This is a genomic window from Mesorhizobium sp. LSJC269B00, from assembly GCF_000502815.1.
GTDB lineage: Bacteria > Pseudomonadota > Alphaproteobacteria > Rhizobiales > Rhizobiaceae > Mesorhizobium.
On the sequence record NZ_AYVN01000006.1, the window covers coordinates 144,332 to 169,226 of the forward strand.

22 protein-coding genes, 1 other RNA gene and 1 pseudogene are annotated in these 24,895 nt (G+C 62.0%); 10 read left to right on the top strand and 14 right to left on the bottom strand.

What is annotated here, in order from left to right; genetic code table 11:
• Window positions 1–58 precede the first annotated feature (58 nt).
• A pseudogene (locus tag X771_RS1000000166900) lies at window positions 59–827 on the top strand (efflux RND transporter permease subunit); the annotation flags it as partial.
• Between the two features lie 10 nt (window positions 828–837).
• Here X771_RS1000000166900 and X771_RS147220 read toward each other — a convergent pair.
• The 12 genes from X771_RS147220 to ffs all read right to left on the bottom strand — a co-directional run bounded on the left by X771_RS147220 (window position 838) and on the right by ffs (window position 12,504).
• Window positions 838–1,176 carry a DUF2185 domain-containing protein gene (locus tag X771_RS147220; RefSeq protein ID WP_023688756.1) on the bottom strand — a complete coding sequence of 113 codons (339 nt, stop codon included), beginning with the start codon at window positions 1,174–1,176 and terminating at the stop codon, window positions 838–840.
• Between the two features lie 14 nt (window positions 1,177–1,190).
• Window positions 1,191–1,940 (bottom strand): ABC transporter ATP-binding protein, encoded by a 750-nt coding sequence (locus X771_RS147215; RefSeq protein WP_023688757.1) that lies wholly within the window; start codon window positions 1,938–1,940, stop codon window positions 1,191–1,193.
• Window positions 1,937–2,773, bottom strand: a complete 837-nt coding sequence (locus X771_RS147210) for an ABC transporter ATP-binding protein (protein ID WP_023682023.1) — start codon at window positions 2,771–2,773, stop codon at window positions 1,937–1,939. Before X771_RS147210 ends, X771_RS147215 begins: the two co-directional genes overlap by 4 nt.
• A gap of 10 nt (window positions 2,774–2,783) precedes the next feature.
• On the bottom strand, window positions 2,784–3,704 hold the full coding sequence (nikC, locus tag X771_RS147205; RefSeq protein WP_023682024.1) for a nickel transporter permease: 921 nt from the start codon (window positions 3,702–3,704) through the stop codon (window positions 2,784–2,786).
• Window positions 3,701–4,768 (bottom strand): ABC transporter permease, encoded by a 1,068-nt coding sequence (locus X771_RS147200; protein WP_023688758.1) that lies wholly within the window; start codon window positions 4,766–4,768, stop codon window positions 3,701–3,703. The genes nikC and X771_RS147200 overlap by 4 nt, the downstream gene beginning before the upstream one ends.
• 19 nt (window positions 4,769–4,787) lie before the next feature.
• Window positions 4,788–6,431, bottom strand: a complete 1,644-nt coding sequence (locus X771_RS147195; protein ID WP_023682026.1) for an ABC transporter substrate-binding protein — start codon at window positions 6,429–6,431, stop codon at window positions 4,788–4,790.
• Window positions 6,432–6,693: 262 nt separating this feature from the next.
• Entirely contained in the window at window positions 6,694–7,971 is a 1,278-nt protein-coding gene (locus X771_RS147190; RefSeq protein ID WP_023688759.1) for a lytic murein transglycosylase, read from the bottom strand.
• A gap of 175 nt (window positions 7,972–8,146) precedes the next feature.
• Window positions 8,147–8,752, bottom strand: a complete 606-nt coding sequence (recR, locus tag X771_RS147185) for a recombination mediator RecR (protein ID WP_023688760.1) — start codon at window positions 8,750–8,752, stop codon at window positions 8,147–8,149.
• A 97-nt stretch (window positions 8,753–8,849) separates the two neighbouring features.
• Window positions 8,850–9,818 (bottom strand): cell wall hydrolase, encoded by a 969-nt coding sequence (locus X771_RS147180; RefSeq protein ID WP_023688761.1) that lies wholly within the window; start codon window positions 9,816–9,818, stop codon window positions 8,850–8,852.
• A gap of 218 nt (window positions 9,819–10,036) precedes the next feature.
• Window positions 10,037–10,360: a YbaB/EbfC family nucleoid-associated protein gene (locus X771_RS147175; RefSeq protein ID WP_023688762.1), complete on the bottom strand. Its 324-nt coding sequence runs from the start codon at window positions 10,358–10,360 to the stop codon at window positions 10,037–10,039.
• Between the two features lie 31 nt (window positions 10,361–10,391).
• On the bottom strand, window positions 10,392–12,203 hold the full coding sequence (locus tag X771_RS147170) for a DNA polymerase III subunit gamma/tau (protein WP_023688763.1): 1,812 nt from the start codon (window positions 12,201–12,203) through the stop codon (window positions 10,392–10,394).
• Window positions 12,204–12,407: 204 nt separating this feature from the next.
• An RNA gene (gene ffs / locus X771_RS1000000166910) (signal recognition particle sRNA small type) lies at window positions 12,408–12,504 on the bottom strand.
• A 157-nt stretch (window positions 12,505–12,661) separates the two neighbouring features.
• Here ffs and X771_RS147165 point away from each other — a divergent pair.
• From X771_RS147165 to X771_RS147155, 3 genes are all read left to right on the top strand, one after another.
• Window positions 12,662–13,081, top strand: a complete 420-nt coding sequence (locus X771_RS147165) for an HIT family protein (protein WP_023682032.1) — start codon at window positions 12,662–12,664, stop codon at window positions 13,079–13,081.
• A 35-nt stretch (window positions 13,082–13,116) separates the two neighbouring features.
• On the top strand, window positions 13,117–14,058 hold the full coding sequence (gene nudC, locus X771_RS147160; protein ID WP_023688764.1) for an NAD(+) diphosphatase: 942 nt from the start codon (window positions 13,117–13,119) through the stop codon (window positions 14,056–14,058).
• 74 nt (window positions 14,059–14,132) lie between these two features.
• Window positions 14,133–14,438, top strand: coding sequence for a Dabb family protein (locus X771_RS147155; protein WP_023669515.1), 306 nt, complete (start codon window positions 14,133–14,135; stop codon window positions 14,436–14,438).
• Window positions 14,439–14,445: 7 nt separating this feature from the next.
• Here X771_RS147155 and X771_RS147150 read toward each other — a convergent pair whose 3' ends face one another.
• A complete protein-coding gene (locus X771_RS147150; RefSeq protein ID WP_023688765.1) occupies window positions 14,446–15,309 on the bottom strand; it encodes a prephenate dehydratase in 864 nt (287 codons plus the stop codon).
• Between the two features lie 53 nt (window positions 15,310–15,362).
• Window positions 15,363–16,088, bottom strand: coding sequence for a 3-deoxy-manno-octulosonate cytidylyltransferase (locus X771_RS147145; RefSeq protein WP_023688766.1), 726 nt, complete (start codon window positions 16,086–16,088; stop codon window positions 15,363–15,365).
• A 193-nt stretch (window positions 16,089–16,281) separates the two neighbouring features.
• On the opposite strand from X771_RS147145, the gene X771_RS147140 reads away from it, so the two are divergent.
• From X771_RS147140 to X771_RS147115, 6 genes are all read left to right on the top strand, one after another.
• The gene (locus tag X771_RS147140) at window positions 16,282–16,947 is read left to right on the top strand and encodes a cytochrome c family protein (RefSeq protein WP_023688767.1); all 666 of its coding nucleotides are present in this window, start codon (window positions 16,282–16,284) and stop codon (window positions 16,945–16,947) included.
• A 151-nt stretch (window positions 16,948–17,098) separates the two neighbouring features.
• Complete coding sequence (locus X771_RS147135; RefSeq protein ID WP_023688768.1) at window positions 17,099–18,976, top strand: extracellular solute-binding protein; 1,878 nt, start codon at window positions 17,099–17,101, stop codon at window positions 18,974–18,976.
• Entirely contained in the window at window positions 18,976–20,844 is a 1,869-nt protein-coding gene (locus tag X771_RS147130) for an extracellular solute-binding protein (protein WP_023688769.1), read from the top strand. Before X771_RS147135 ends, X771_RS147130 begins: the two co-directional genes overlap by 1 nt.
• Before the next feature lie 174 nt (window positions 20,845–21,018).
• Complete coding sequence (locus X771_RS147125) at window positions 21,019–22,116, top strand: microcin C ABC transporter permease YejB (protein WP_023688770.1); 1,098 nt, start codon at window positions 21,019–21,021, stop codon at window positions 22,114–22,116.
• Window positions 22,116–23,255, top strand: a complete 1,140-nt coding sequence (locus tag X771_RS147120) for an ABC transporter permease (RefSeq protein ID WP_023688771.1) — start codon at window positions 22,116–22,118, stop codon at window positions 23,253–23,255. The genes X771_RS147125 and X771_RS147120 overlap by 1 nt, the downstream gene beginning before the upstream one ends.
• Window positions 23,252–24,883, top strand: coding sequence for an ABC transporter ATP-binding protein (locus X771_RS147115; RefSeq protein ID WP_023688772.1), 1,632 nt, complete (start codon window positions 23,252–23,254; stop codon window positions 24,881–24,883). The genes X771_RS147120 and X771_RS147115 overlap by 4 nt, the downstream gene beginning before the upstream one ends.
• Window positions 24,884–24,895: the final 12 nt, after the last annotated feature.

The following is a 24,895-nucleotide window of genomic DNA, read 5'->3' on the forward strand; positions in this document are numbered from 1 at the left end:
CCGGTCTTAACCAGCCGACCGATACACGTACGGGGCAATCCGTGACAGCTCACCCGTCACCGGGAACGGCGAAGCAATCCCGCTCGCGGCAGTGGCGACTTCCGCTACGACCTCGAACAGCCGACGGTGTGGCGGCGCAACCGCATCCCGACGATCACCGTTCGCGCAGGCCTCGTTGGCGACGTGCTGCCGGCCACCGTCGTCAACGAATTGAAGCCGTCGGTCGACGCCTTCATCGCCAAACTGCCGCCCGCTATTCCGTTGCAACCGCCGGCTCGGTCGAGGAAAGCGCAAAAAGCCGCAGCGGTGGTGCCGCTGATGCTGTTCGTGATGGCGACCATCCTGATGATCCAGTTGCAAACTTTTCAGCGCCTGTTCCTGGTGGTGGCGGTGGCGCCGCTCGGCCTGATCGGCGTGGTCGCGGCCCTGGTGCCGAGCGGCGCACCGCTCGGCTTCGTCGCCATTCTGGGCGTCCTGGCGCTGATCGGCATCCTGATCCGCAACTCGGTGATCCTGATCGTGCAGATCAAGGATCTGGTGGCCGAGGGCCAAGACCGCTGGGAAGCCGTATCGAAGCGACCGAGCACCGCATGCGGCCGATCGCGCTGACGGCCGCGGCCGCCAGCCTGGCGCTGATCCCGATCGCGCGCGAAGTGTTCTGGGGCCCGATGGCCTACGCCATGATGGGCGGCATCATCGCCGGCACGGCGATCACGCTGCTATTCCTGCCGGCGCTTTATGTGACGTGGTTCAGGATCAAGGAGCCTAAGCAGGGGGACGAACCATCTGTTCCGGAGAACGGCGAACTGGCGCAAAGCTCGACTTAGCCCTGCTGCATCACTCGTTGTCGTTGGAGGGTACAGGGAGTGATTTAGCGCGCTGCCAGGGGGACAATTTTGAATCGCGCCAAGCATGCCAGCCTTTTGGCAAATCGGCCAATTCCATGATGCTCTCATCCCGCTGAACCACATTCTGGAGGCTGACGAGCATTATCTCGGGTTCATCTCGATTTTTCTTGTCGCTGCTATGAAATTGCCAACTGCCACCCTCATCGTTGTGGTTATCGTCGTCATCAGCTTCGTGCACAACGTATGCGATCCAGTCACCACGTTTAAATATGCTTGTATCCGACAACACCGCGACGTTGGGTGGGTCTTCGAACTTCCATTCCGCCATAGGAAACCCCAGATTCAAGCGGTCCGCACAAACCCCTCGCTCGCCCTCAACAGATTGCGCGTATAATCCTTCTCCACCCGATGCCCGATCAGCTGGCCCGCGGTGAGATTTTCCACCGCTTCGCCATTCTGCATCACCATCAGGCGCTCGCACATATGGGTGATGATGGCGAGGTCGTGGCTGACCATCAGGAAGGTCAGCTTGCGCCGCCGGCGAATTTCTTCGAGCAGGTTGAGCACTTCGGCCTGCACCGAAGCGTCGAGCGCCGATGTCGGTTCGTCGAGCAGCAGTATCGACGGTTCGAGGATGAGCGCCCGCGCGATCGCCACGCGCTGACGCTGACCGCCGGAGAGCTGGTGCGCGTAGCGGAAACGGAAACCGTTGCCTAATCCGACCTCGTCAAGGGCGCGCTGGATGCGTTGCTCGCCATCGGCAAAGCCGTGAATGGCGAGCGGTTCCTGCAGCAGGCGGTCGACGGTCTGGCGCGGGTGCAGCGAACCATACGGGTCCTGGAAGACCATCTGCACTTCGCGATAAAAAGCCTTGTCGCGGCGCGCTCCCAGCGTCTTGCCGTTGACCGTGATAGTGCCGGATTTGGCCGGCACCAGGCCGGCAATGGCTTTGAGCAGCGTCGACTTGCCGGAACCGCTCTCGCCGACCAGGCCGAAGGATTCGCCGGACTTCACCTCGAGGTTCGCCCCTTTCAGCGCGCGAAAACGGTCGAACACCACCTCCAGCCCTTCAATCGAAATGGCTGGCGTCATGCCGCCCACTCCGGCTTGCGGTCGAGCACCGGCAGCGGGTGGCGTTCGTAACCGATCCTGGGCATGCAGTTGAGCAGGCCGCGCGTGTAGGGATGCTGGGCGTCGCGCAGCTCCGACGCCTTGAGCTGCTCGACCACCTTGCCGGCATACATGACGATGACGCGGTCGCAGAAGGAGGCGACCAGCCGCAGATCGTGCGAGATGAAGATCAGGCCCATGCCGCGCTCACTGACCAAGCGGTCGAGGATGCCGAGCACATCGAGCTGCACGGTGACGTCGAGCGCCGAGGTCGGCTCGTCGGCGATCATCAGTTCCGGTCCGGCGATCAGCATCATTGCGATCATGGCGCGCTGGCCCATCCCGCCGGACACCTCGTGCGGATGCAGGTCGAAGACACGCGAGGGATCGCGGATCTGCACAGCTTCCAGCATGGCCAGCGCCCGCTCGCGCGCTTCGGCCTTGGAGACCTTTTCATGCGTGCGCAGCGTCTCGACGATCTGGCGGCCGATGCTCATCACGGGGTCGAGCGAATATTTCGGATCCTGCAGGATCATGGCGATGCGTTTGCCGCGCAGCGCCCGGCGCTGACGGGCCGGTATGGCCAGAAGGTCGATGCCGTCGAGGGCGAGCTTCTTGGCCGACACTAGCGCCTGCGGCGGCGTCAGGCCCATGATGGCGCGGCCGGTCTGCGACTTGCCGGAGCCGCTTTCGCCGACAATGCCCAGCCGCTCTCGGCCAAGCGAAAAAGTGACGCCGCGCACCGCCTGGATGAGGCCGGTCCGAGTCGGGAAGGTGACGCGCAGGTCGTCGACATCGAGAAGTGCACCGCTCATTGGTCACCACTCATTGGTCGCCACTCCGGGGATCGAGCGCATCGCGCAGGCCGTCGCCAAGCAGGTTGAAGCCGAGGCTGACGATGAGGATGGCGAAGCCCGGCGCGCCGGCCACCCACCATTGGTCGAGCACGAAGCGGCGGCCGGACGCGATCATCGTGCCCCATTCCGGCAGCGGCGGCTGGGCGCCCAGGCCGAGGAAGCCGAGGCCGGCGGCGGTGAGGATGATGCCGGCCATATCGAGCGTCACCCGGATGATGAGCGAAGAGATGCAGAGCGGCATAATGTGGCGCAGCACGATGCGGAACGGAGAGGCGCCCATCAATTGCACCGCCTTGATGTAATCCGAATTGCGCACGGTCATCGTCTCGGCCCGCGCAATTCGGGCGTAAGGCGGCCACGAGGTGATGGCGATGGCCAGCACCGCGTTTTCGATCCCGGGGCCAAGGGCGGCGACAAAGGCCAGCGCCAGGATCAGCTTGGGAAAGGCGAGGAAGATGTCGGTAATGCGCATCAGAATGGCATCGGTCCAGCCGCCGGCATAGCCGGCGACGGTGCCGACCAAAAGGCCGATGGGGGCTGCGATGACGGCGACAAGAATGACGACGTAGAGGGTCCAGCGTGAGCCGAAAAGAATGCGCGAATAGATATCGCGGCCGAGATCGTCGGTGCCGAACCAATGCGCCGCACTCGGCGCCAAAAGCCGCGCGTTCTTGAGATCGCCGATGGTCGGCGAATAGGGCGCCAGCACATCGGCAAAGGCGGCGACCAGCAGCAGCGCGATGATGATGAGCAGGCCGAGAAATGCCAGCCGGTTGGCGGAAAAGCGCCGCCAGGCGACATAGGCGCGGCCGAGCCTTGCCTGCATGCGCGAGGCCGGCCGATCGCTGAGCAGCCAATCGCGGCGCGTTTGGATTGCTTCGGCGCTCATCCTGTCTTCGTCCTCGGATCGAGCACCTTGTAGAGAACATCGGACAGGAGATTGATGCCGATGAACACCGAACCGATGACGATGGTGCCGCCGAGCACGGCGTTCATGTCGGCGTTCTGCAGCGAATTGGTGATGTAGAGGCCGATGCCGGGCCAGGAGAACACCGTCTCGGTCAGCACCGAACCTTCGAGCAGCCCGGCATAGGACAGCGCGATCACCGTGACCATCGGCACCGCGGCGTTGCGTAGCGCATGGCCCCAGATGATTAGCGTTTCAGACAGGCCCTTGGCGCGCGCGGCGACGATGTATTCCTGCGACAGCTCGTTCAGCATGAAGGAGCGCGTCATTCGGCTGATATAGGCGAGCGAGAAATAGCCCAGCAGCCCTGCCGGCAGGATGATGTGGCGGTAAGCGTCGTAGAAGACATCCCACTGGCCCTGCAGCGCGGCGTCGAGCAGGTAGAAGCCGGTGATCGGTGTGAATGTGTACTCGTAGACGATGTCGAGGCGGCCGGGAAAAGCTACCCATTGGAGTTTGGCGTAGAACAGGACAAGCCCCAAAAGCCCGATCCAGAAGATAGGCACGGAATAGCCAATCAGGCCGACAATGCGAACGATCTGGTCGATGAGACTGCCGCGTTTTACCGCTGCCAGCACGCCGAGCGGCACGCCGATCAACGAGCCTATCAGAGTGCCCAAAGTCGCCAGTTCGATCGTTGCCGGAAAGGCACGGCGGATGTCGGTCATCACAGGATTGGTGGTCAGCACAGAGGTGCCGAAATCGCCGTTCAGCGCATGCTTGAGATAGATATAGAATTGCTCGATCAACGGCAGGTCGAGCCCCATCTCGCGGCGGGTGCGCTCGACGACATTGGCCGGTGCGCGGTCGCCGAGCACCGCCAGCACCGGATCAATCGGGATGACGCGGCCGATGAAAAAGGTCACCGCGAGGAGGCCGAGATAGGTGGTGACGGCGATGATCAGGAAGCGGCCGATGGCCAATAAAATAGCGACGGCGCGGGCGCTTCCCTGCCCCGCCGTCGCCTGGTTTTCAATCGCGCTCATCAGGGCGCGTCCGCCGGCGCTATTCCTTGGAGACCGGGCCGACGAAGTTGGTGTCGAAGCTCGGACCGAGCGCAAAGCCTTTCAGGTTTTTGCGCAGGCCTGCCACTTCCAATTGCTGGTGGATGATGACGAAGGGGCTGGTGTCGAGGATCGTCTTTTCAAGGCTCTTGTACATATCGGCGCGCTTGCCGGCATCCTTCTCCAGCAAGGCTGCTTCGGTCTGCTTTGTCAGGTCCGGGATGTCCCAGGCATTGCGCCAGGCCAGCGTCTTGGTCTTGCCTTCATCCGAATTGTCCGGGTTTGAGGCAAAGGTCTGGGCGTTGGAGTTCGGATCGAAATAGTCCTGGCCCCACTGGCCGATATAGATGTCATGATTGCGGGCGCGGTATTTGGTCAGCGTCTGCTTGCCGTCGCCCGGGATAATTTCCAGCTTGATGCCGGCTTGGCCAAGCGTCTGCTGGATCGATTCCGCCATGCCCGTTGTCGGCTGTCCCGTGCGTACGTCCATGGTTACGCTGAAGCCGTCGGCCAGGCCGGCCTTGGTCAGCAGTTCCTTGGCCTTGGCGACGTCGAACTTGAACGGATTTTCGTCCAGTTCGCCCAGCACGCCCTTGGGCAGGAAGGTCTGGTGAATCTCGCCAATGCCCTTGAGGATGGTCGTGCTCAGCGCATCGTAGTCGACCAGATATTTGAACGCCTGGCGAACCTCGGGCTTGGCGAGGTTCGGATTCTTCTGGTTGAGACTGATGTAAAAGACCGTGCCCTTCGGCGCGCTGGTCGTGGTGAGATCGGCATTCTTGGCGATGGCGTCGAGATCGTTCGGCTCGAGGTTGCGGGCAACGTCGATGTCGCCTGCTTCGAGCGCCAGGCGCTGTGCCGAGCTTTCCTTCATGTTGCGGTAGATGACGCGGGCGAGCTTGGCCTTCTCGCCATTGTAATTGTCGTTGCGCTCGAGCACGACGACCTCATTGGCCCGCCATTCGCGCAGCTTGTAGGCGCCGGAGCCGGCATAACCGGTCTTCAGGAAGGCGTTGCCGAAATCGTTGTCCCATTTGTAGTCGGCACTCGGTGTCACCGCGGCGACATGTTCCTTGACCAGCTTTGCGTCGACGACCGAAGCGACCGTTGCCGATAGGCAGTTTAACACGAAGCTCGGCGCATAGGCTTTGTCGACGGTGAATTGGAAGGTGGTATCGTCGACGGCCTTGGCCTTGTCGGCAACATTGTCGCCGCTGATGCCGAACTGGTTGATGATGAATGCCGGCGGCTTGTCCAGCTTGATGGCGCGCTCGAAGGAATAGGCGACATCGGCGGCGGTCAGTGGATTGCCCGAAGCGAACTTTAGGCCGGGCTTGAGCTTGAACGTATAGACCAGACCGTCGTCGGAAACGGTCCAGCTCTCGGCAAGGTCGCCCTTGACCTTGGAGGTGTCGCTGAGGTCGAGGCGGACCAGTAGATCATAGGTGTTGCCGGTGACTTCGGCGGTCGACAGTTCGAACGCCTCGCCCGGATCCATGGAGATGATGTCGTCGATGGCGAAACCTTCGACCAGCGTGTCGGCGGGCGTCACGGCGAAGGCGGGCGCAACGCCAATGAGCAGAGCGGACATGGCAGCACCTGCGAGCCAGACGCGCGAACGTAGAGCAAACTTTTCCATCATCATGATGATTGTTCCCTGTTTTGTTGATTGTTGACCCCGAGTTCCCGGCTCAGGGCTGCAGTAATTTTTTTCGCGGCCGGAGGACGACCGTTAGACCCATACCGTGTTGATTTTTTTCCATTTGGTCAACACCCTATCCGGCAGCCCTCCAACCGGCAACGGGCATTTTGCGAGCCGGCATACTGGACCGGAATATGCTGTGCGCGTCGAAGCATGGGCGAGCCAATTGCAGCCGCCGATGGGGAAAAATCTGCTCTTTTCGGTGTTACTTGATGGCAGCAACCAGATCGGCGTCGGGGAAGCAGGTGGCGGGGCGGCCATTCTTTTCCTGCCAGCTGCCGATCGAGCGGCGGGTCTTGAAGCCGGGCAGGCCGTCGGCGCTGCCGACATCGTAGCCCTTGGCCTCCAGCGCCCGTTGCAGCGCGGCGATGTCGGAACGATGCAGGCCGCCAACCGCACCCCAGCTGCCGACGAAATCAGCATCGCCATGGGCGATGCGGTCAGCGCCATGGCCGATGAACAGGGCGTACAGGTCGCTGGTGTTGTACTGTTTCAGCACGTAGAAATTGGGCGTGGCGATGAAGGCGGGGCCGCTGCGTCCGGCCGGCATCAAAAGGAATCCTTCCGCTTTCAGTTCGCCGGCCGGAAAGGCTTTGCCGCCGACGCGGCTGATTCCCATCGCCGCCCAGGCTGAGATTTTCTTGCCCTGGTCGGGACCTTCGAGCGAGCAGGAAACGCTTTCCGGCACCGTCACCTCGAAACCCCAGCCACGCCCCTTCACCCAGCCATAGTGGACGAGATAGTTGGCGATCGAGGCCAGCACGTCCGGCGTCGAATTCCAGATGTCGGGGTGGCCGTCACCGTCGTAGTCGACGGCGTGCTTCAGGAACGAGGTCGGCATGAATTGCGGCTGGCCGAGCGCGCCGGCCCAGGACGATTTCATGGCGCCGACCGGCGCCAACCCATGCTCGACGATCTCGAGCGCCGCCAGCACTTCGGTGCGGAAGAAGTCTTTCTTGGTCGACATGAAGGCCTTGGTGCCGAGCACTTCGAAAGCGTCGTAGGGCATTTTCGCCGCGCCGAAGCCGGTCTCGCGGCCCCAGATCGCCAACAGTATCTCGCCCGGGACACCGTAGCGCTTTTCGATCGCAGCCAGCGTCTTGGCGTTGGCCGCCTCGCGCGTGCGCCCACCTGACGTGACGGCGCGCACCGTCTTTTCGGCGAAATAGGCGCCGGGCGAACCGAACTCCGCCTGATGCTGCTTCTGCGGGGTTTTGGGTTTCTCGCCGGGCAGGACGAGGTCGGGCAATTTGAGGTTCGGCTTCACGCCGTTGAAAGCGGCGTCGAAGGTGGATTTGGAGATGCCTTTGGTCTGGGCTTCGGGCCAGAGATCGGTTTGCAGCCAGGCGCGGAACTGGTCATCGATTTTGGCAGCGGAGGCTGGGGAGATGAGGAAGAGGGCGAGCAGGGCTGCAAGGAATGAAAATAGTAGCAGCCTTGGAGGCTTGCGTTCCTTCACACCCCCCTCTGTCCTGCCGGACATCTCCCCCTCAAGGGGGGAGATCAGCAGCTTCTCGGACGGCATTCTTCTTTCAACGCAGGTGGTAGGCGAAAACCGAAGCGACAGCCAATCTCCTCCCTTGAGGGGGAGATGTCCGGCAGGACAGAGGGGGGCCCGAAGGAATGCTGTCATCTCCGGAGCATCCCCGCCAATTGCGTCAAAACGCCGTCCGCGATCGCAACGCGGCTGCCAGCGTACCCTCATCCAGATAATCAAGCTCGCCGCCAACCGGCACGCCATGGGCAAGTCGTGTCACCTTGACCTCGAAGCCCGACAACTGGTCGGTGAGATAGTGCGCCGTCGTCTGGCCCTCGACGGTGGCATTGACGGCAAGGATCACCTCCTTCACCTCACCGCCGGCAACGCGGTCGACCAGCGAGCGCACGTTGAGCTGTTCGGGACCGATGCCGTCGAGCGGCGACAGCGTGCCGCCGAGCACGTGGTAGCGCACATTCATGGCCGCCGCCCGCTCCAGCGCCCAGAGATCGGAGACATCCTCGACGACGATCAGCGTCGAGGCATCGCGGCGCGGATCGGTGCAGATCATGCAAGGGTCGGAGGTATCGACATTGCCGCAGGTCGTGCAGATGCGCACCTTGTCGGCGGCTTCAGCCATGGCGGCGGCGAGCGGCGACAAAAGCTGCTCCTTCTTCTTGATGAGGTGCAGTGCCGCACGCCTGGCCGAACGCGGCCCTAGCCCCGGCACCTTGGCCAGGAGCTGGATCAGGCGTTCGATCTCGGGACCGGCGATTCGCTTCGACATCGCACTGATCTAGGATTTTTCCGCGCGCTTTGAAACATGCCGCATACGCACCGAGCCCGCCATGCTGCCATGGCGGGCTCGGAAAATGTTCTGGGCGTCAGTAGGCTGAGAGCGGCCGGGTTTGATCGACGATCATTGCGCCGATAGCGTCGGTGTTCTCAGGCGTCGACTGGAAGCCCATCGACGCTTCCTGCGTCGCCGATGGAACCGAGGTGATGTAGCGGGCGTTCAGCGTGCCGCCGAAACGCGAGGCATCCGGCTCGGCCATCGGCTCCTGCATCGCCACCTCCGTCTGCTTGGCGGCGACGCGGGCGCTCTTGGCGGGCGCCGCGAAAGCCGTCACATAGGTCTGCTCGGCCGGGGCACGTGTCGCCTTGGCTGCGCGAACCGCCGCGGCCTGCTTGGCAGGATCTGGACGGACAATGGTCTTCACCACCGGCTCGGCGTAGGCAACCTGCACCGGCGCTTCAGGCACAGGCGCGCGCGGCGTCCCCGAGGCAACCATGGTCGTGGATTCATCCGGCAGCGGCTGCCAGTTGCGGCCGCGCTTCTCGTAGAAGGCGTTGCCGCCGGCAACCATGGTGTAATGCATGTTCTTGTAGGGGAACCTCAGGCCGGCGGTGTGGAAGTACATCGTGTTCTTCAGCTTGGCCTTGCGCTCGCCCTTGAGCACCGCATCGGCGGCCTCCTCGACATCGGGCATCGCTTTCGAATTCATCGCCCGCGTCATCACGCCGGGCGCGAACTGGCCCGGTTCGCCAACCACTTGGCAAATGGTGCTGCCATGATTGCCGGAGCGCAGCCGGTTCATCACCACCGTGCCGACGGCGATCATGCCGTCACGGCTCGAGCGGTTGGACTCGAAGAACATCGCCCGCTCCAGGCATTCCTTCTCCTTCGGCGTGTTGCGGTAGGCGCGCGTCGAAAGGAAGCTGGGCGTGATGGCGTCGGTCAGGCTGGCGACCGACAGGCCGTGCGAAGACGTGGTCTGGCTGCAACCGGCCAAGAACATAGGGGAGAAGATGATGCCGAGCAGAAGCGGCGTCTTCCATCGCGTCGCGATCAACAAAAATGCCTCATTGTCCAGATGCCAGCCCGCCCCGAGATGTGGCAAGAATGAGACTCTTAAAGGCAAAAAGATGGCTAAAGGATTAGCTTTCGTGCAGCATAGGTAAAACTTTATAAATGCCCGGATATGTCCGCGTGAGCAAAGCCGGAGAAAGTCTTAACAACAGCCTCCGCAGCCGATTTCCCTTCATAATCAATTAACTGCTTGGAGCCGGCTCAGAACGGCAATTTCATTCCGGGCGGGATCGGCAAGCCTGCCGTCAGCGCCTTGGTCTTCTCCTGCATAATCTGCTCGACCTTATTTTTGGCGTCATTGTGAGCGGCCAGCAGTAGGTCTTCGAGAATCTCGACCTCGTCCTCCTTGAACAGCGAGGGATCGATCTTCAGCGACTTCATCTCGAACTTGCCGGTCAGCGTGACGCTGACCAGGCCGCCGCCGGCCTGCCCGCTTGCTTCTATCGTGGCGATCTCGTCCTGCATGGCCTGGAACCTGGCCTGCATTTCCTTCGCCTTGCCCATCAGGCCGAGAAGATCTTTCATGGTCGGGTCCTTTGCGGATTCGTGGCTATGGTCAGGTTTCGTCGTCGTCCGGCGGCGGCTCGACCGGCACCTCGGCCTTGTCGGTGTCGACTTCCGGCGCGTCGGGAATGCGCACGTCGATGATCTTGGCGCCGGGAAAGCGCGCCAGGATGGCGGCCACAGCCGGATCGCTTTTCGCGTCGGAGAAAGCAGTCTCGCGCCTGGTCGATTCCATCTCGGCCAGCGTTTGGCCGCCCTCTTCCTTCGACAATGACACCAGCCAGTTGCGGCCGGTCCAGGCGCGCAGCTTCGTCGTCAAGTCATTGAGCAGCATCTTGGGCGCATCGGCGGTCAGGCCGACGTCGATACGGCCGGGCTCGATGCGCACCAGGCGAATACAGCTCTTGACCAGCACCTTGAAGGCGATGTCACGCTGCGCGTCGGCAAGAGCGACAATATCGGCCAGCGATTTCAGCGGCGGCGATTGCGGCTCGACGACCGGCTGCGGAGGCGCGACAAAGGCGACCGGGGGCGCGTTGACCAATCGCATGGTTTGCGCACCGGCTGGCCCGGACGGCATCCGGGTCTGCGCTACCGCGCTGGCGCCGCCGCCATTGCCGGCATTTACCGGCGCACCATTCGGGCGTGACGCACCACCGGACGCCGGAGCGCCGCTCTCCAGAGATTTCAGCGCCTCGTCCAGCGTCGGCAGGTCGGCGGCATGCGCCAGCCGGATCAGCACCATCTCGCCGGCGCTGACCGGTCGGTTGGACGACTGCACCTCGGGAATGCCTTTCAAGAGCATCTGCCAGGTTCGCGACAGAACCTTGACCGACAGCGTGCTGGCGAAGTCGGCGCCGCGGCGGCGCTCATCCTCGGACAGGGAAGCGTCGTCGGCAGCCGTTGGCACGAAGCGCAGCCGGGTGACGAGGTGGTTGAATTCGGCCAGATCGGTCAGCACGGCAGCCGGATCGGCGCCGGTGTCGTACTGGTTGCGGAATTCGGCAAGGGCGGCCGCCACATCGCCCTTCATGACATGTTCGAACAGGTCGACGATGCGGGCGCGGTCGGCGAGACCCAGCATGTCGCGCACCGCTTCGGCGCTGACGGCGCCGCCGCCATGGGCGATTGCCTGGTCGAGAATGGAGAGCGAATCGCGGGCCGAGCCTTCGGCGGCGCGCGCGATCATCGCCAGCGCGTCGTCGTCTACCGATATGCCTTCCTTGCCGGCAATGGAGGCGAGATGCGCGACCAACGCGCCGGCATCGATGCGTCTCAGGTCGAAACGCTGGCAGCGCGACAGCACGGTGATCGGCACCTTGCGGATTTCGGTGGTGGCAAAGATGAATTTGACGTGCGGGGGCGGCTCTTCCAGCGTCTTCAACAGGCCGTTGAAGGCCTGGGTGGAGAGCATGTGCACTTCGTCGATGATGTAGACTTTGTAGCGCGCCGACACCGGGGCATAGCGCACGCGCTCGATAATGTCCCTGATGTCGTCGATGCCGGTATGCGACGCGGCGTCCATCTCGATGACGTCGACATGGCGGCCTTCCATGATCGCCTGGCAGTGCTCGCCCAGGAGGGCGAGGTCGACCGAGGGATGGTCGACCGTCGGCGTCTTGTAGTTGAGCGCCCGCGCCAGGATGCGCGCCGTCGTGGTCTTACCGACGCCGCGCACGCCGGTCAGCATCCAGGCCTGGGCGATGCGGCCTGTGGAGAAAGCGTTGGTCAAAGTGCGGACCATCGGCTCCTGGCCGATCAGTTCGGAGAAATTCGACGGACGATATTTGCGCGCCAGCACGCGATAAGCGACGGCCTTTTGCTTCTCCAGGTTTTCGGGGTCCGAATTTCCGGCTTCGCTCATTCGCCCGTAAAGCTCCAAAAGGCCGCGTCTCAGCGTAGCCGATTCCTGCTAGATCGTTTCACCGTTTTCTGAAACGGCAAACCGCTCTACCCTTTGCTTTAGCGCAATTCCGGACGGGAAACCGCTCACACTTTCCCTGGAATTGCTCCAATAGTCTCGCCCGCGCTGCAATGCGTCGTCAATGTCGCGAGAGGGGCCGATGAGGTGGGAGGCTGGAACAATGACCCGTTCCGGGCTCGTTAGGGCTGCTTCCTTCCGGACCTGACCCGGTTGGCGAGTGGATCGTCCACCACCAACCTCCCGCGTTCCATATCGGCAATTCAGCGATCAAATGCAAGGGTGCATTGAGAATCGGATGCCCGTGAACTCCGCCGCTCAATGAATCGCTTGCAGCCCCCGTGCAGCCGCTCTAGCGTCATGAGTTTGGGAATAATGTGAGAAGCGCAAGGGAAACGCCAATGCTACCGGGCCTCAAGGCCGGATTCACGCTCGACTCCAGGCTGGAGGCGGATAGCGAGCAGTTGATGTGGCTCGGCCTGTGCGAGCTCAGGGTGATGAACGATAGCCGCTGGCCATGGCTGGTCCTGGTGCCGCAGCGGCCGGGGGCCGAAGAAATCCACGACATGACGCCGCTCGACCAGGCGATGTTGACCTTCGAAACCAACATGGTGGCGCAGGCGCTGAAAAGAACCACGGGCTGCACCAAGATCAACACCGGCGCGCTCGGCAACATCGTTCGGCAATTGCATGTCCATGTCATCGCCCGCTCGGAAGGCGATCCGGGCTGGCCGGGGCCGGTGTGGGGGCACGGCATGCGCGAGCCCTATGAGCGTTCAGGCATCCGCCAGTTTGCGCAACAGATCAAGGCGGCGCTATAAGCCGCCTGTGTCCATTCCTAGACGTTCGAGCTTCCATGACCTTTCGCCTTTTTGACGCGCCCTTGCGCGAACCGAGCCAGTTCGTCGGCTTCGCCGGAAACACGATTGATCGGCAATCCGAGAACCGCGCCGACGATTCCGTCGAAAAGGCGTTGGCCGATCCCTCGGCACGTTTTTTGCCGATGCATGGCGGACGGCTGTATCTGAAATTGCACGATGGCAGCTTCGACCCTTGGTTCGATCTGGCTGAGAGCCAGAAGCTGCAGCCATCACTCGCACAAGGCGTGCTGCTTGGCTTTGCCGAGAGCGGCCCGGTACTTGCCGTGCCGGTCGGCCTCGATCCCGAACAGCTGCCGGAGACCATGAAGGCGATCGATTATCGCTCGGTCTATATTCAGCGGCTGATCGACGAGGCGGCAGCGGGCGCGCTGGCGCAAGGCGCCGCCCTGCTTGCCTGGCATGCCACCCATCGCTTCTGCAGCAAATGCGGCCATGAATCGCAAATGCGGGCCGGCGGCTACAAGCGCCATTGCCCAAATTGCGGCACCGAGCACTTTCCACGCACCGATCCGGTGGCGATTATGCTGACGGCGACGCGGGAAAAATGCCTGCTCGGCCGCGGCCGACATTTCGGGCCCGGCATGTACTCGGCGCTTGCCGGCTTCATCGAGCCGGGCGAGACGATCGAGGCGGCGGTGCGCCGCGAAACGCTGGAGGAAGCCGGCATCCGGCTCGGCCGCGTCGTCTACCATGCCAGCCAACCCTGGCCGTTCCCCTATTCGCTGATGATCGGCTGTTTCGGCGAACCGCTCAATGACGACATCCAGGCCGATCTCAACGAGTTGGAAGATTGCCGCTGGTTTTTTCGCGACGAGGTGCGTTCCATGCTGGAGAGGACGCACAAGGACAATCTGGTCACGCCGCCGAAAGGCGCGATCGCGCATCATCTGATCCGCGCCTGGGTCGACAGCGAATAAGAGTTGTTATTTTACGCAATTCCGGACGGAAAACCGCTTCACACTTTTCCTGGAATACTTAACGGGAGCAAAAAATGATCCGTCACACCGTGGTTTTCACCCTGAAGCACCCGCAGTACTCGCTGGAGGAAAAGCGGTTCCTCTCCGATGCCAAGCGCATCCTCAGCGCAATCAAGGGCGTCACCCATTTCGAGCCGCTGCGGCAAGTCAGCCCGAAGAACGACTATCACTTCGGCTTCTCGATGGAGTTCGTCGATCAGGCCGCCTACACCAGATACAATGAGCACCCGGACCACGTCGCCTTCGTGCGTGACCGCTGGATCCCGGAAGTCGAAACCTTCATGGAAATCGACTATGTGCCGCTGACCCTGCTGGTTTAGGGGAACCTTAGTCCGCGACCTTCCACTGCTCGCGCGACTCACTGGCGGGATAGACGCCCAGAATGCGCACTTCGCGCGAGAAGAAGCGCAGTTCGTCCAGCGCCAGCTTGACCAGCGGATCGTCGGGATGGCCCTCGATATCGGCGTAGAACAGCGTCGCGGTGAAGGCGCCCAACTGATAGCTCTCCAGCTTCGTCATGTTGACGCCGTTCGTGGCGAAACCGCCCATTGCCTTGTAGAGCGCAGCCGGCACGTTGCGGACACGGAACATGAAGGTCGTCATCATCTTGGTGTCGGCCGAGGGCCGTTCGGCCGATCGCTTGTCCTTGGTCAGGACGACGAAGCGGGTGACATTCGAGTCCGTGTCCTCGACATTTTTCTCGATGATGTCGAGGCCATAGAGTTCTGCGGCGAGCGCAGGCGCCAGCGAGGCCATGGTGCGGTCCTTGAGCTCGGAAACCAGCTTCGCCGAACCCGCCGTGTCGCCGGCAATCACCGGCTTCCAGCCATTCTTGCGGATGTATTTGCGGCACTGTCCCAGCGCATGGATATGGCTGTGCACGGTCTTGATCTCTTCGCGTTTGACGCCGGGCAGCACCATCAGTTGGAAATGGATCGGCAGGAAATATTCGCCGACGATGTGGAGTTTCGATTCCGGCAAGAGATGATGGATGTCGGCGACGCGGCCGGCGATGGTGTTTTCAATCGGGATCATGGCGAGGTCGGCCTTGTTGGTCTCGACCGCGTTGAAGGCATCCTCGAAGGTGGGGCACGGCAACGGCTCCATCGAAGGGAACATGTTGCGGCTGGCGGTGTCGGAATTGGCGCCCGGTTCGCCCTGGAAGGCTATTCTGTTGGTCTTGTCAGGCATGCCGATATCTCAGGTTTGAAAGGATCTGCGGTGTCAGGAAAGAATTTGTCTTCTCAGCAAAGAATTTGTCTGGCGCGTTCGAGGTCTTCCGGCGTGTCGACGCCGAGCGGCAGCGATTGCACGATCTCGGCATCGATGCGCATACCGGCCTCGAGCGCCCGCAACTGCTCCAGCCGCTCGCGCCGCTCCAGCGGCGACGGCTTCAAAGCGACGAAGCGTTCGAGGGCTGAGCGCCGATAGGCGTAGAGGCCGACATGGTGATAGAGCGGCCCCTCGCCCCAGGGCGCGGTGGCGCGGGTGAAATAGAGCGCCTTCAGCCGCGTCGCCGACAACGGCGAACCGACGATCTTGACGACGTTGGGGTTGGCCTTTTCCTCGTCGCGGACGATCTCGACGCCGAGCGTGGCGATGTCGACCGCAGCGTCCTCGAACGGTTTCAGCGCCGCACCGATGATCTTGGGATCGATGGTCGGCAGGTCGCCCTGCACATTGACGATGGTTTCGACCTTGCGATCGGGGTCGAGCGCGGTCAGCGCCTCGAAGATACGGTCGGAGCCGGATTCGTGGTCGGTGCGCGTCATCACCGCCTCGAAACCGTGCGCGCGCACCGCTTCGGCCACGTTGCGCGTGTCGGTTGCCACCACCACCCGGCCAAGCCCAGCCTCAGCGGCGCGGCGGGCGACATGGACGATCATCGGCGCGCCGGCTATGTCGGCCAGCGGCTTGCCCGGCAGGCGGGTCGAGGCCATGCGGGCCGGGATCAGGATGAGCGTGGACATCGAGGTTGCAAGGCGTTCGAAAGAGGATGGGGAAAGTGGCAAAAGGTCTCACTGGAAGCGCCCTTATAGGTGTTGCAACGCCCAAGCAAAAGACCTAGTTTCCGCCCGATTTGACCGGCTCGACGGGGTGGGTCACGATACCGACGGACGGAGTGGACGGAGAGGTCCGCCGGAAAAGGGAGCCCTGGGGCGTATGGATTCCAACGAAGTCAACAAACTGCTCGCCGGGTTGCTTGGAACCTGTTTCGTCGTCTTCTCGGTCGGTTTGGTGTCCGACGCCCTGTTTGCCTCGCCGGCGCCGGAAAAACCCGGCTTTGCCATCGAGGCGACGGAGCCTGCCGAAGGCGGCGCCGCCGGACCCGCGGCAGAGGCGAAGCCGATCGCCGACCTTTTGGCCACCGCCAATGTCGAGCAAGGTGCGGCCGTCTTTAAGAAATGCCAGGCCTGCCATTCCGGCGAAAAAGGCGGCCCCAACAAGGTCGGCCCGGATCTCTGGGACATCGTCGACCGCCCCGTCGCCGAGCATGAGGGCTTTGCCTATTCGGCCGGCATGAAGGAGTTTTCCAAGGGCGGCGCCGAGAAGTGGACCTATGACAATCTCAACCACTTCATCACCTCGCCGAAGAAATTCGTGAAGGGCACGGCGATGGGCTTTGCCGGCCTGCCAAAGGACGAGGACCGCGCCAACGTCATCGCCTATCTGCGAACGCTGTCGGACAGCCCAAAGCCGCTGCCGACGCCAGGTGCCGCCGCTGATGCAACCGCGCCGGGCAAGCCGGCCGAGGGTGCTGCTCCGGCCAAGCCGGCTGAAGGTGCAGCTCCAGCCCCTGCGACGCCGGCACCGGCGCCCGCCAAATAACCGAATTGTCATCTCCATGATCTCAAAAAAGCCGGGTTCAGCCCGGCTTTTTGTTAGGAAAATCGCATATGCGGCGACAAAGCCGCCGCATGGCGGTTTTCACCGGCGTCAAATCATTTAGGATTGCCGGGCATCGCGAAGAGGAGAACGCATGACGGTTGGCCGAACGCTTCTGAGGTCCTTTCTGGTTGTGGGCGCCCTCGCAGGCGGCCTGCAGGCAGCCTTCCCCCAGGAATGGCACACCACCTCTTCGCTGATCGGCCCCTCCAAATATGGCGAGAATTTCCAGCGCTACGATTATGTGAATCCGGATGCACCGAAGGGCGGTACCTACAATTCGGTCGTTTCCGGCACGTTCGACAGCTTCAATCCCTATATCGTTCAGGGATCGCCGGCGGCCGGCCTGCAGCCATTTGGCGGCGGCCTGCTCTACGACACGCTGATGGATCAGGCGACTGACGAAGGCAGCGTCAGCCACCCGCTCATCGCCGATGCCTACAAGTACCCGACCGACTATTCCTCGGCCACCTACCGGCTCGACCCACGGGCGAAATGGCATGACGGACAGCCGATCACCACTGACGACGTGATCTGGTCGTTCCAGGTGCTGAAGGCCAACAGCCCGATGTACAGCCGCTATTTCGAAAACGTCACCGACGCAGTTGCTGTCTCGGACCGTGAGGTCGAGTTCCACTTCGACCAGAAGGGCAATCGCGAACTGCCCAAGATCCTCGGCGACCTTGTCGTGCTGCCCAAGCATTGGTGGGAAGGCACCGACGCCAATGGCAAGAAACGCGACATCACTAAGGGGACGCTGGAGCCGCCGCTGGGCTCGGCTGCATACAAGATCTCCAGCTTCAAGGCGGGGTCGGAAATCGTCTGGCAGCGCGTCCCCGACTATTGGGGCGCCAAGCTGGCTGTGAAGATCGGCCGGGAGAATTTCGACACGCAGCACTTCACCTACATTCTTGACGACAACGCCTCCTGGGAGGCGTTCAAGAAAGGTGGCCTCGACGATATCAAGCCGGAAAACAGCTCGAAGCGCTGGGCGACATTTTACGATTTCGCGGCGATCAAGGCCGGCGATGTGATCAAGCAGGAGTTCAAGACCACCTCGCCCGAGCCGATGCAGGCTTTCATGCTCAACCAGAGACATAGGCTGTTTGCCGATCGTCTGGTCAGGGCCGCGCTCACCTACCCGTTCGATTTCGAATCGATGAACCGCACGCTGTTCTTCGGTTTCAACACCCGCACCCACAGTTATTTCCAATGCACGGAACTGGCCTCGAGCGGCCTGCCGCAAGGCAAGGAGCTGGAGATCCTGGAGAAGTACCGCGACAAGCTGCCGCCGGAGCTGTTCACCCAGGAATTCAAGTTGCCGGTCTACGATTCGCCGCAGGCGGAGCGCAAATATCTGAAGCAGGCGGTCGACCTGTTCGCCCAGGCCGGCTGGGTGATCAAGGGCGGCAAGATGGTCAACGCCAAGACCGGCGAGCCATTCAAGTTTGAAATCCTAGGCTCGAATGAAACCGACCAGGTCATTTCCAGCCCCTGGATCGCCAATCTGCGCAAGATCGGCGTCGATGCGACACTGCGCATCGTCGACCCGAGCCAGTACACCAACCGCGTCAGAAATTTCGATTACGACGTCATCACAGGACAGCTCCAACAGTCGGAATCGCCCGGCAACGAGCAGCGCGATTTTTGGAGCTCCAAGTCCGCCGACACACCGGCATCGCGCAATTATTCCGGCATCAAGAACCCGGTCGTTGACGCCCTTGTCGACCGCATCATTTTTGCCACGGATCGCGATGACCTCGTCGCCACCACCCATGCGCTCGATCGCGTGCTGCTGTGGAATTACTATGTGGTGCCGCAATACTATCGCGCCGTTGTGTGGCTGGCTTACTGGAACAAGTTCGGCATCCCGGAAAAGCAGCCCGGCTACCGTGGCGCCGATATCGATTCCTGGTGGATCGATGCGGACAAGGAAAAGGCCCTGGCCGCCAAGTACAAGGGCAGCAATTGATGGCGGGGCTCCCTCGCCGCGATTTCCTGGCCCTCAGTGGCGCCGCGGCTGTTGCTGCGCTGCTGCCGGGCAAGGCTTTCGCCGCCAGCCCAACCGGCGTGAAACTGCATGGACTGTCGGCTTTCGGCGACCTCAAATACAAGCCGGACTTCACTCATTTCGACTATGTCAATGTCGATGCGCCGCAAGGTGGCGTCTTCAACTTCCTGCCGCGCAACTGGCTTGCCAACCAGACGCCGCTGACCTTCAACACGCTGAATTCGTTCGTCCCCAAAGGCGATTCGCCCCAGCGCACGGAGATGTGCTTCGATTCACTGATGGTGAGAGCGTACGACGAACCTGACGCCGTTTACGGGCTGATCGCTGACGGCGTGACGATTTCCGACGACCGCAACGACTTCACCTTCTCGCTGCGCCCGCAGGCCCGCTTCCATGACAGCACGCCATTGACCGCAGAGGATGCCGCCTTCACCTTCAAGCTGCTCAAGGACAAGGGGCACCCGTACTATTCCCTGCCGCTAACGCATCTGGATGACGGGATCGCCGTGGATGCCCACACGCTGCAGCTTAGGTTTTCCGGCAAGCAGACAAGCCGCACCATCCTCAACGTCGTCGAGTTCCCGGTCCTGTCGAAGGCGTTCTACACGACCAACCCGTTCGATTCCTCGCAGATGAACCCGCCGTTGGGGTCAGCCGCCTACAAGGTCGGTCGCTGGTCGGCAGGGGCCTGGATCGAATATGAGCGTGTGGCTGATTATTGGGGCAACGACCTGCCGGTCAATCGCGGCCAGAACAATTTTCAGCGGATTCGCGTTGAGTTCTATCAGGACCGTAGCGTTGCCTTCGAAGCGTTCAAGAAGGGAGAAATCCTCTACAGGGAGGAATTCACCTCGCGCGTCTGGGCGACCGGCTACGACTTCCCAGCCTTCACTGCCGGCAAGGTGGTGAAGCACGAATTCCCGGCCGAAACGGTGCCTTCGATGCAGGGCACCGCCGTCAACCAGCGGCGCGAGCAGTTTCGCGACTCGCGCGTGCGGCAGGCGATCGGGCTGTGCTTCGACTTCGAATGGACGCGGCGCAATTTCTTCTACGGTTCCTATGAGCGCTCGCAATCCTGCTTCGAGAAATCCGAATTTCGCGCCGAGGGCAGACCGTCGCCACAAGAATTGGCTCTTCTTGAGCCGCTGCGTGAGCAGATTCCCGCCGAGGCTTTTGGCGAAGCCGTGATCCAGGACGCGTCGAACGGCTCCGGCCGCGACCGGCAGTTGCTTGGCAAGGCGGCCAAGCTTCTGGCCGAGGCCGGCTGGAAACGGTCCGGCAATTTCGTCGTGAACGACAAGGGTGGTCGGTTGTCCGCAGAGTTTCTTGTCGACGACGAAGTCTTCGAACAGGTCTACTCGCCCTGGGTCGAAAACATGAAGGCGGTCGGCATCGATGCCTCGATCCGGCTGGTGGATGCCGCGCAATATCAGCTGCGGCAGAATTCGTTCGACTACGACCTCGTCTCGGTTGCGGCCTCGTTTCCGGCGACGCCAACCCGTGATGACCTCGAAACCATTTTCCATTCGCGAGCAGCTACCGTATCGGGCTCTCGCAATCTGCCGGGAACGTCGAGCCCGGCCATCGACGCCCTGGTTGACGCCGCAGGTGCCGCCGAGGGTCGCGAAAGCCTGACAATTGCCATGCGCGCGCTCGACCGGGTCTTGCGTGCACGGAGGGATTGGATTCCAAGTTGGTTCCTGGCGAATCATCGAAGCGCCTATTGGGACATGTTCGGTTTTCCCGAGCGGAAACCCGATTTCGACTTCCCGGTCGAAGCGCTGTGGTGGGTCGACAAGGGCAAGGCGGCAAAAATTGGCAAAGGGTAGGCTGTTGCGCGGCACTTTACCCTCCCCCTCGTGGGGAGGGTCGGTGAGCACTTCGTGCGCAGCACGAATGGCGAACCGGGGTGGCGGTGTGACGGCGTACGCCGGATCGAGACTACCCCCACCCCGCTCCGCTTCGCGGATCGACCCTCCCCACAAGGGGGAGGGTGAAAGCTGATGGGCGCCTACATACTGCGCCGTATCCTGCTGATGATACCGACCCTGTTCGGCATCATGGCGGTTGCTTTCGTCGTCACTCAATTCGCACCGGGTGGACCGGTCGAGCAGGTCATTGCCAGCCTGACCAACCAGGGCGGCAACGATCGGCTCGGCAGTGGCGGCGGCGATGCAGGAGGTGGCGGCAATTTCGATGTGGCCGGTGATGTCGGTTCGAAGTACCGCGGCGCGCAAGGGCTCGATCCTGAATTCATCAAGAAGCTGGAAAAGCAGTTCGGCTTCGACAAACCGCCTCTCGAACGCTTCGGCATGATGCTGTGGAACTACGCGCGCTTCGATTTCGGCGACAGCTATTTCCGTGACATTTCGGTACTCAACCTGATCCTGGAGAAGATGCCGGTTTCAATCTCGCTCGGGCTGTGGATCACGCTGCTCTCCTATCTGATTTCGATTCCCCTTGGCATCCGCAAAGCGGTCAAGGACGGCTCCGCCTTCGACATCTGGACCAGCGGCGTGATCATCGTCGGCTATGCCATACCGGCCTTCCTGTTCGGCATATTGCTGATGGTGCTTTTCGCCGGCGGCTCGTTCTGGGACTGGTTCCCACTGCGCGGCATCGTCTCCGACAATTGGGACCAATTGTCGTGGCCTGACAAGATCGTCGATTATTTCTGGCACATGACCTTGCCGCTGACGGCGCTGGTGCTGTCGGCCTTCGCGACGACGACGCTGCTGACCAAGAACTCCTTCCTGGAAGAGATACGCAAACAGTATGTGGTGACGGCCCGTGCCAAGGGCCTGTCGGAGCGGCGGGTGCTTTACGGACATGTGTTCCGCAACGCAATGCTGATCGTCATTGCCGGCTTTCCAGCGGCCTTCATCTCGGCCTTCTTCACCGGCTCGCTTTTGATCGAGAACATCTTTTCCCTCGACGGTCTCGGGCTGCTCGGTTTCAGGTCCGTGTTGGCGCGCGACTATCCGGTCGTGTTCGCCAACCTCTATATATTTTCGCTGCTTGGCCTGTTCGTGACGCTGTTGTCCGACCTGATCTACACATGGGTCGATCCGCGCATCGATTTCGAGCGGAGAGACGTCTGATGACGCAGGCTGCAGCCGAGATCACACCGACAAGGATCGCCCGCCCCTGGCTGTCGCCGCTCAACAAGCGGCGCTGGCAGAACTTCAAGGCCAACAGGCGCGGCTACTGGTCGTTGTGGATATTCCTCGCTCTGTTCGTGCTGTCGCTGTTTGCCGAACTGATCGCCAACGACAGACCGATCGTCGCCTACTACAAAGGCGAGATCCTGTTCCCGGTGGCGGTTGCCTACCCCGAGGAAAAATTCGGCGGCTTCTACGCCGTCACCGACTATCGCGACCCGGTCATCCGCGACGAGATCAACGCCAATGGCTGGATGATCTGGCCGCCAATCCGCTATTCCTACCGCACCGTCAACAATGCGATCCCCGACGCCGCTCCCGCAAAACCGTCATGGGAATACGACGCGCAGAGGCGATGCAGCCAATATCCGCAAGGCGCTGCCGATCCTGACTGCATTGTCGGCAACTGGAACTGGCTGGGTACCGACGACCAGGCGCGCGACGTGCTGGCGCGCATCATCTACGGGTTCAGGATTTCCGTGCTGTTCGGCTTGATCCTGACCGCGGGTTCGTCGGTTTTCGGCGTCGCCGCCGGCGCGCTGCAAGGGTATTTCGGCGGCTGGACCGACCTTCTCTTTCAACGCTTCATAGAAATCTGGTCGGCGATACCGCTGCTGTATCTGCTGCTGATCGTCGCCGCCATCCTGCCGCCGGGCTTCTTCATCCTGCTCGGGCTGATGCTGCTCTTCTCCTGGACGTCGCTTGTCAGCGTGGTGCGCGCCGAATTCCTGCGCGCGCGCAACTTCGAATATGTCAACGCGGCCCGCGCGCTTGGTGTGTCCAACCGCACCATCATGCTGCGCCATCTTCTGCCCAATGCCATGGTGGCGACGCTGACCTTCATGCCTTTTCTGGTCAGCGCCTCGATCTCGACACTGACCTCGCTCGACTATCTCGGCTTCGGCCTGCCGCCCGGCACCGCGTCGCTCGGCGAACTGCTAAAACAGGCGCAGAGTAACCTCAATGCCCCCTGGCTCGGTATATCGGGCTTCATCGTCATCTCGCTGATGCTGTCGCTGTTGGTGTTCATCGGTGAAGCAACGCGCGATGCTTTCGACCCGCGCAAGGCGTTCCGATGAGCAGCGAACTCCTGCTCTCCGTCCGCGATCTCAGCGTTGCCTTCACCCAAGGCGGCAACGAGTCGACCGCCGTCGACCACATCTCCTTCGATCTCGCCAAGGGCGAGACGGTGGCGCTTGTGGGCGAATCCGGTTCCGGCAAATCGGTCTCGGCGCTGTCGGTGCTGAAGCTTCTGCCCTACCCGACGGCCAGCCATCCCTCGGGCAAGATCCTGTTCCAGGGCGCCGACCTTTTGGCGATGAACGAAAAGCAGTTGCGCAGCGTGCGCGGCAACAAGATCACCATGATCTTCCAGGAGCCGATGACCTCGCTCAATCCGCTGCACACGATCGAGCAGCAGATCGTCGAGATCCTGGCGCTGCATCAGGGCATGGGCGACCGCCAGGCCAAGGCGCGCACGCTGGCGCTGCTCAACGAGGTCGGCATTCGCGAACCGGAAAAGCGGCTCGACGCCTATCCGCACCAGCTGTCCGGCGGCCAACGCCAGCGCGTCATGATCGCCATGGCGCTGGCCAACGAGCCTGAACTGCTGATCGCCGACGAGCCGACGACGGCGCTCGACGTCACTGTCCAGGCGCAGATCCTCGAATTGCTGGCGGGGCTGAAGAGCCGCAAGGGCATGTCAATGCTGTTCATCACCCATGATCTCGGCATTGTCAGAAAGATCGCCGACCGCGTCTGCGTGATGACCAAAGGCAAGATCGTCGAGACCGGGCCGACCAGGGACATCTTCGCCAACCCGCAGCACGCTTATACCAAGCACCTCCTGGCCGCCGAGCCGAAGGGCAAGCCGCCGGCCGCCAACGACGCCGCCAAGCCGGTTATGACCGGCAAGGACATCAAGGTTTGGTTCCCGATCAAAAAGGGTTTCTTTCGCACCACCGTCGACAATGTGAAGGCAGTTGACGGCATCGACGTCACCGTACGCGCCGGCCAGACGCTAGGCGTCGTCGGCGAATCCGGCTCCGGCAAGACGACGCTCGGGCTGGCGCTGGCGCGGATGATCTCATCGACCGGCACCATCCAGTTCAATGGCAGCGACATCAACCAGCTTTCCTTCAACGCCATGCGGCCGCTGCGCCGCGAGTTGCAGATCGTTTTCCAGGACCCGTTCGGCTCGCTCAGCCCGCGCATGTCGGTCTCGGAGATCATCGAGGAAGGCTTGAAGATCCACGAGCCGAAGCTGTCGCCCGACCAACGCGACGACAAGGTCGTCGCCGTGCTGAAGGAGGTCGGGCTCGATCCGGCGACCAGGAACCGCTATCCGCATGAATTCTCCGGCGGCCAGCGCCAGCGCGTCGCCATTGCGCGCGCCATGGTGCTCAATCCACGCTTCGTCATGCTGGACGAACCGACCTCGGCGCTCGACATGAGCGTGCAGGCGCAAGTGGTCGACCTCTTACGCAATCTGCAGGCCAGGCACGACCTTGCCTATCTGTTCATCAGCCACGATCTGAAAGTCATTCGCGCCCTTGCCAATGACGTCATCGTCATGCGCAATGGCAAGATCGTCGAAGCCGGCCCTTCCGAACAGATTTTCGAGCGGCCGCAGACCGACTATACGAAGGCGCTGATCTCGGCCGCGTTCAAGATCGAGACGGCGCCGGTCGGTATCGTCAGCGAATAACAGGGAATACAA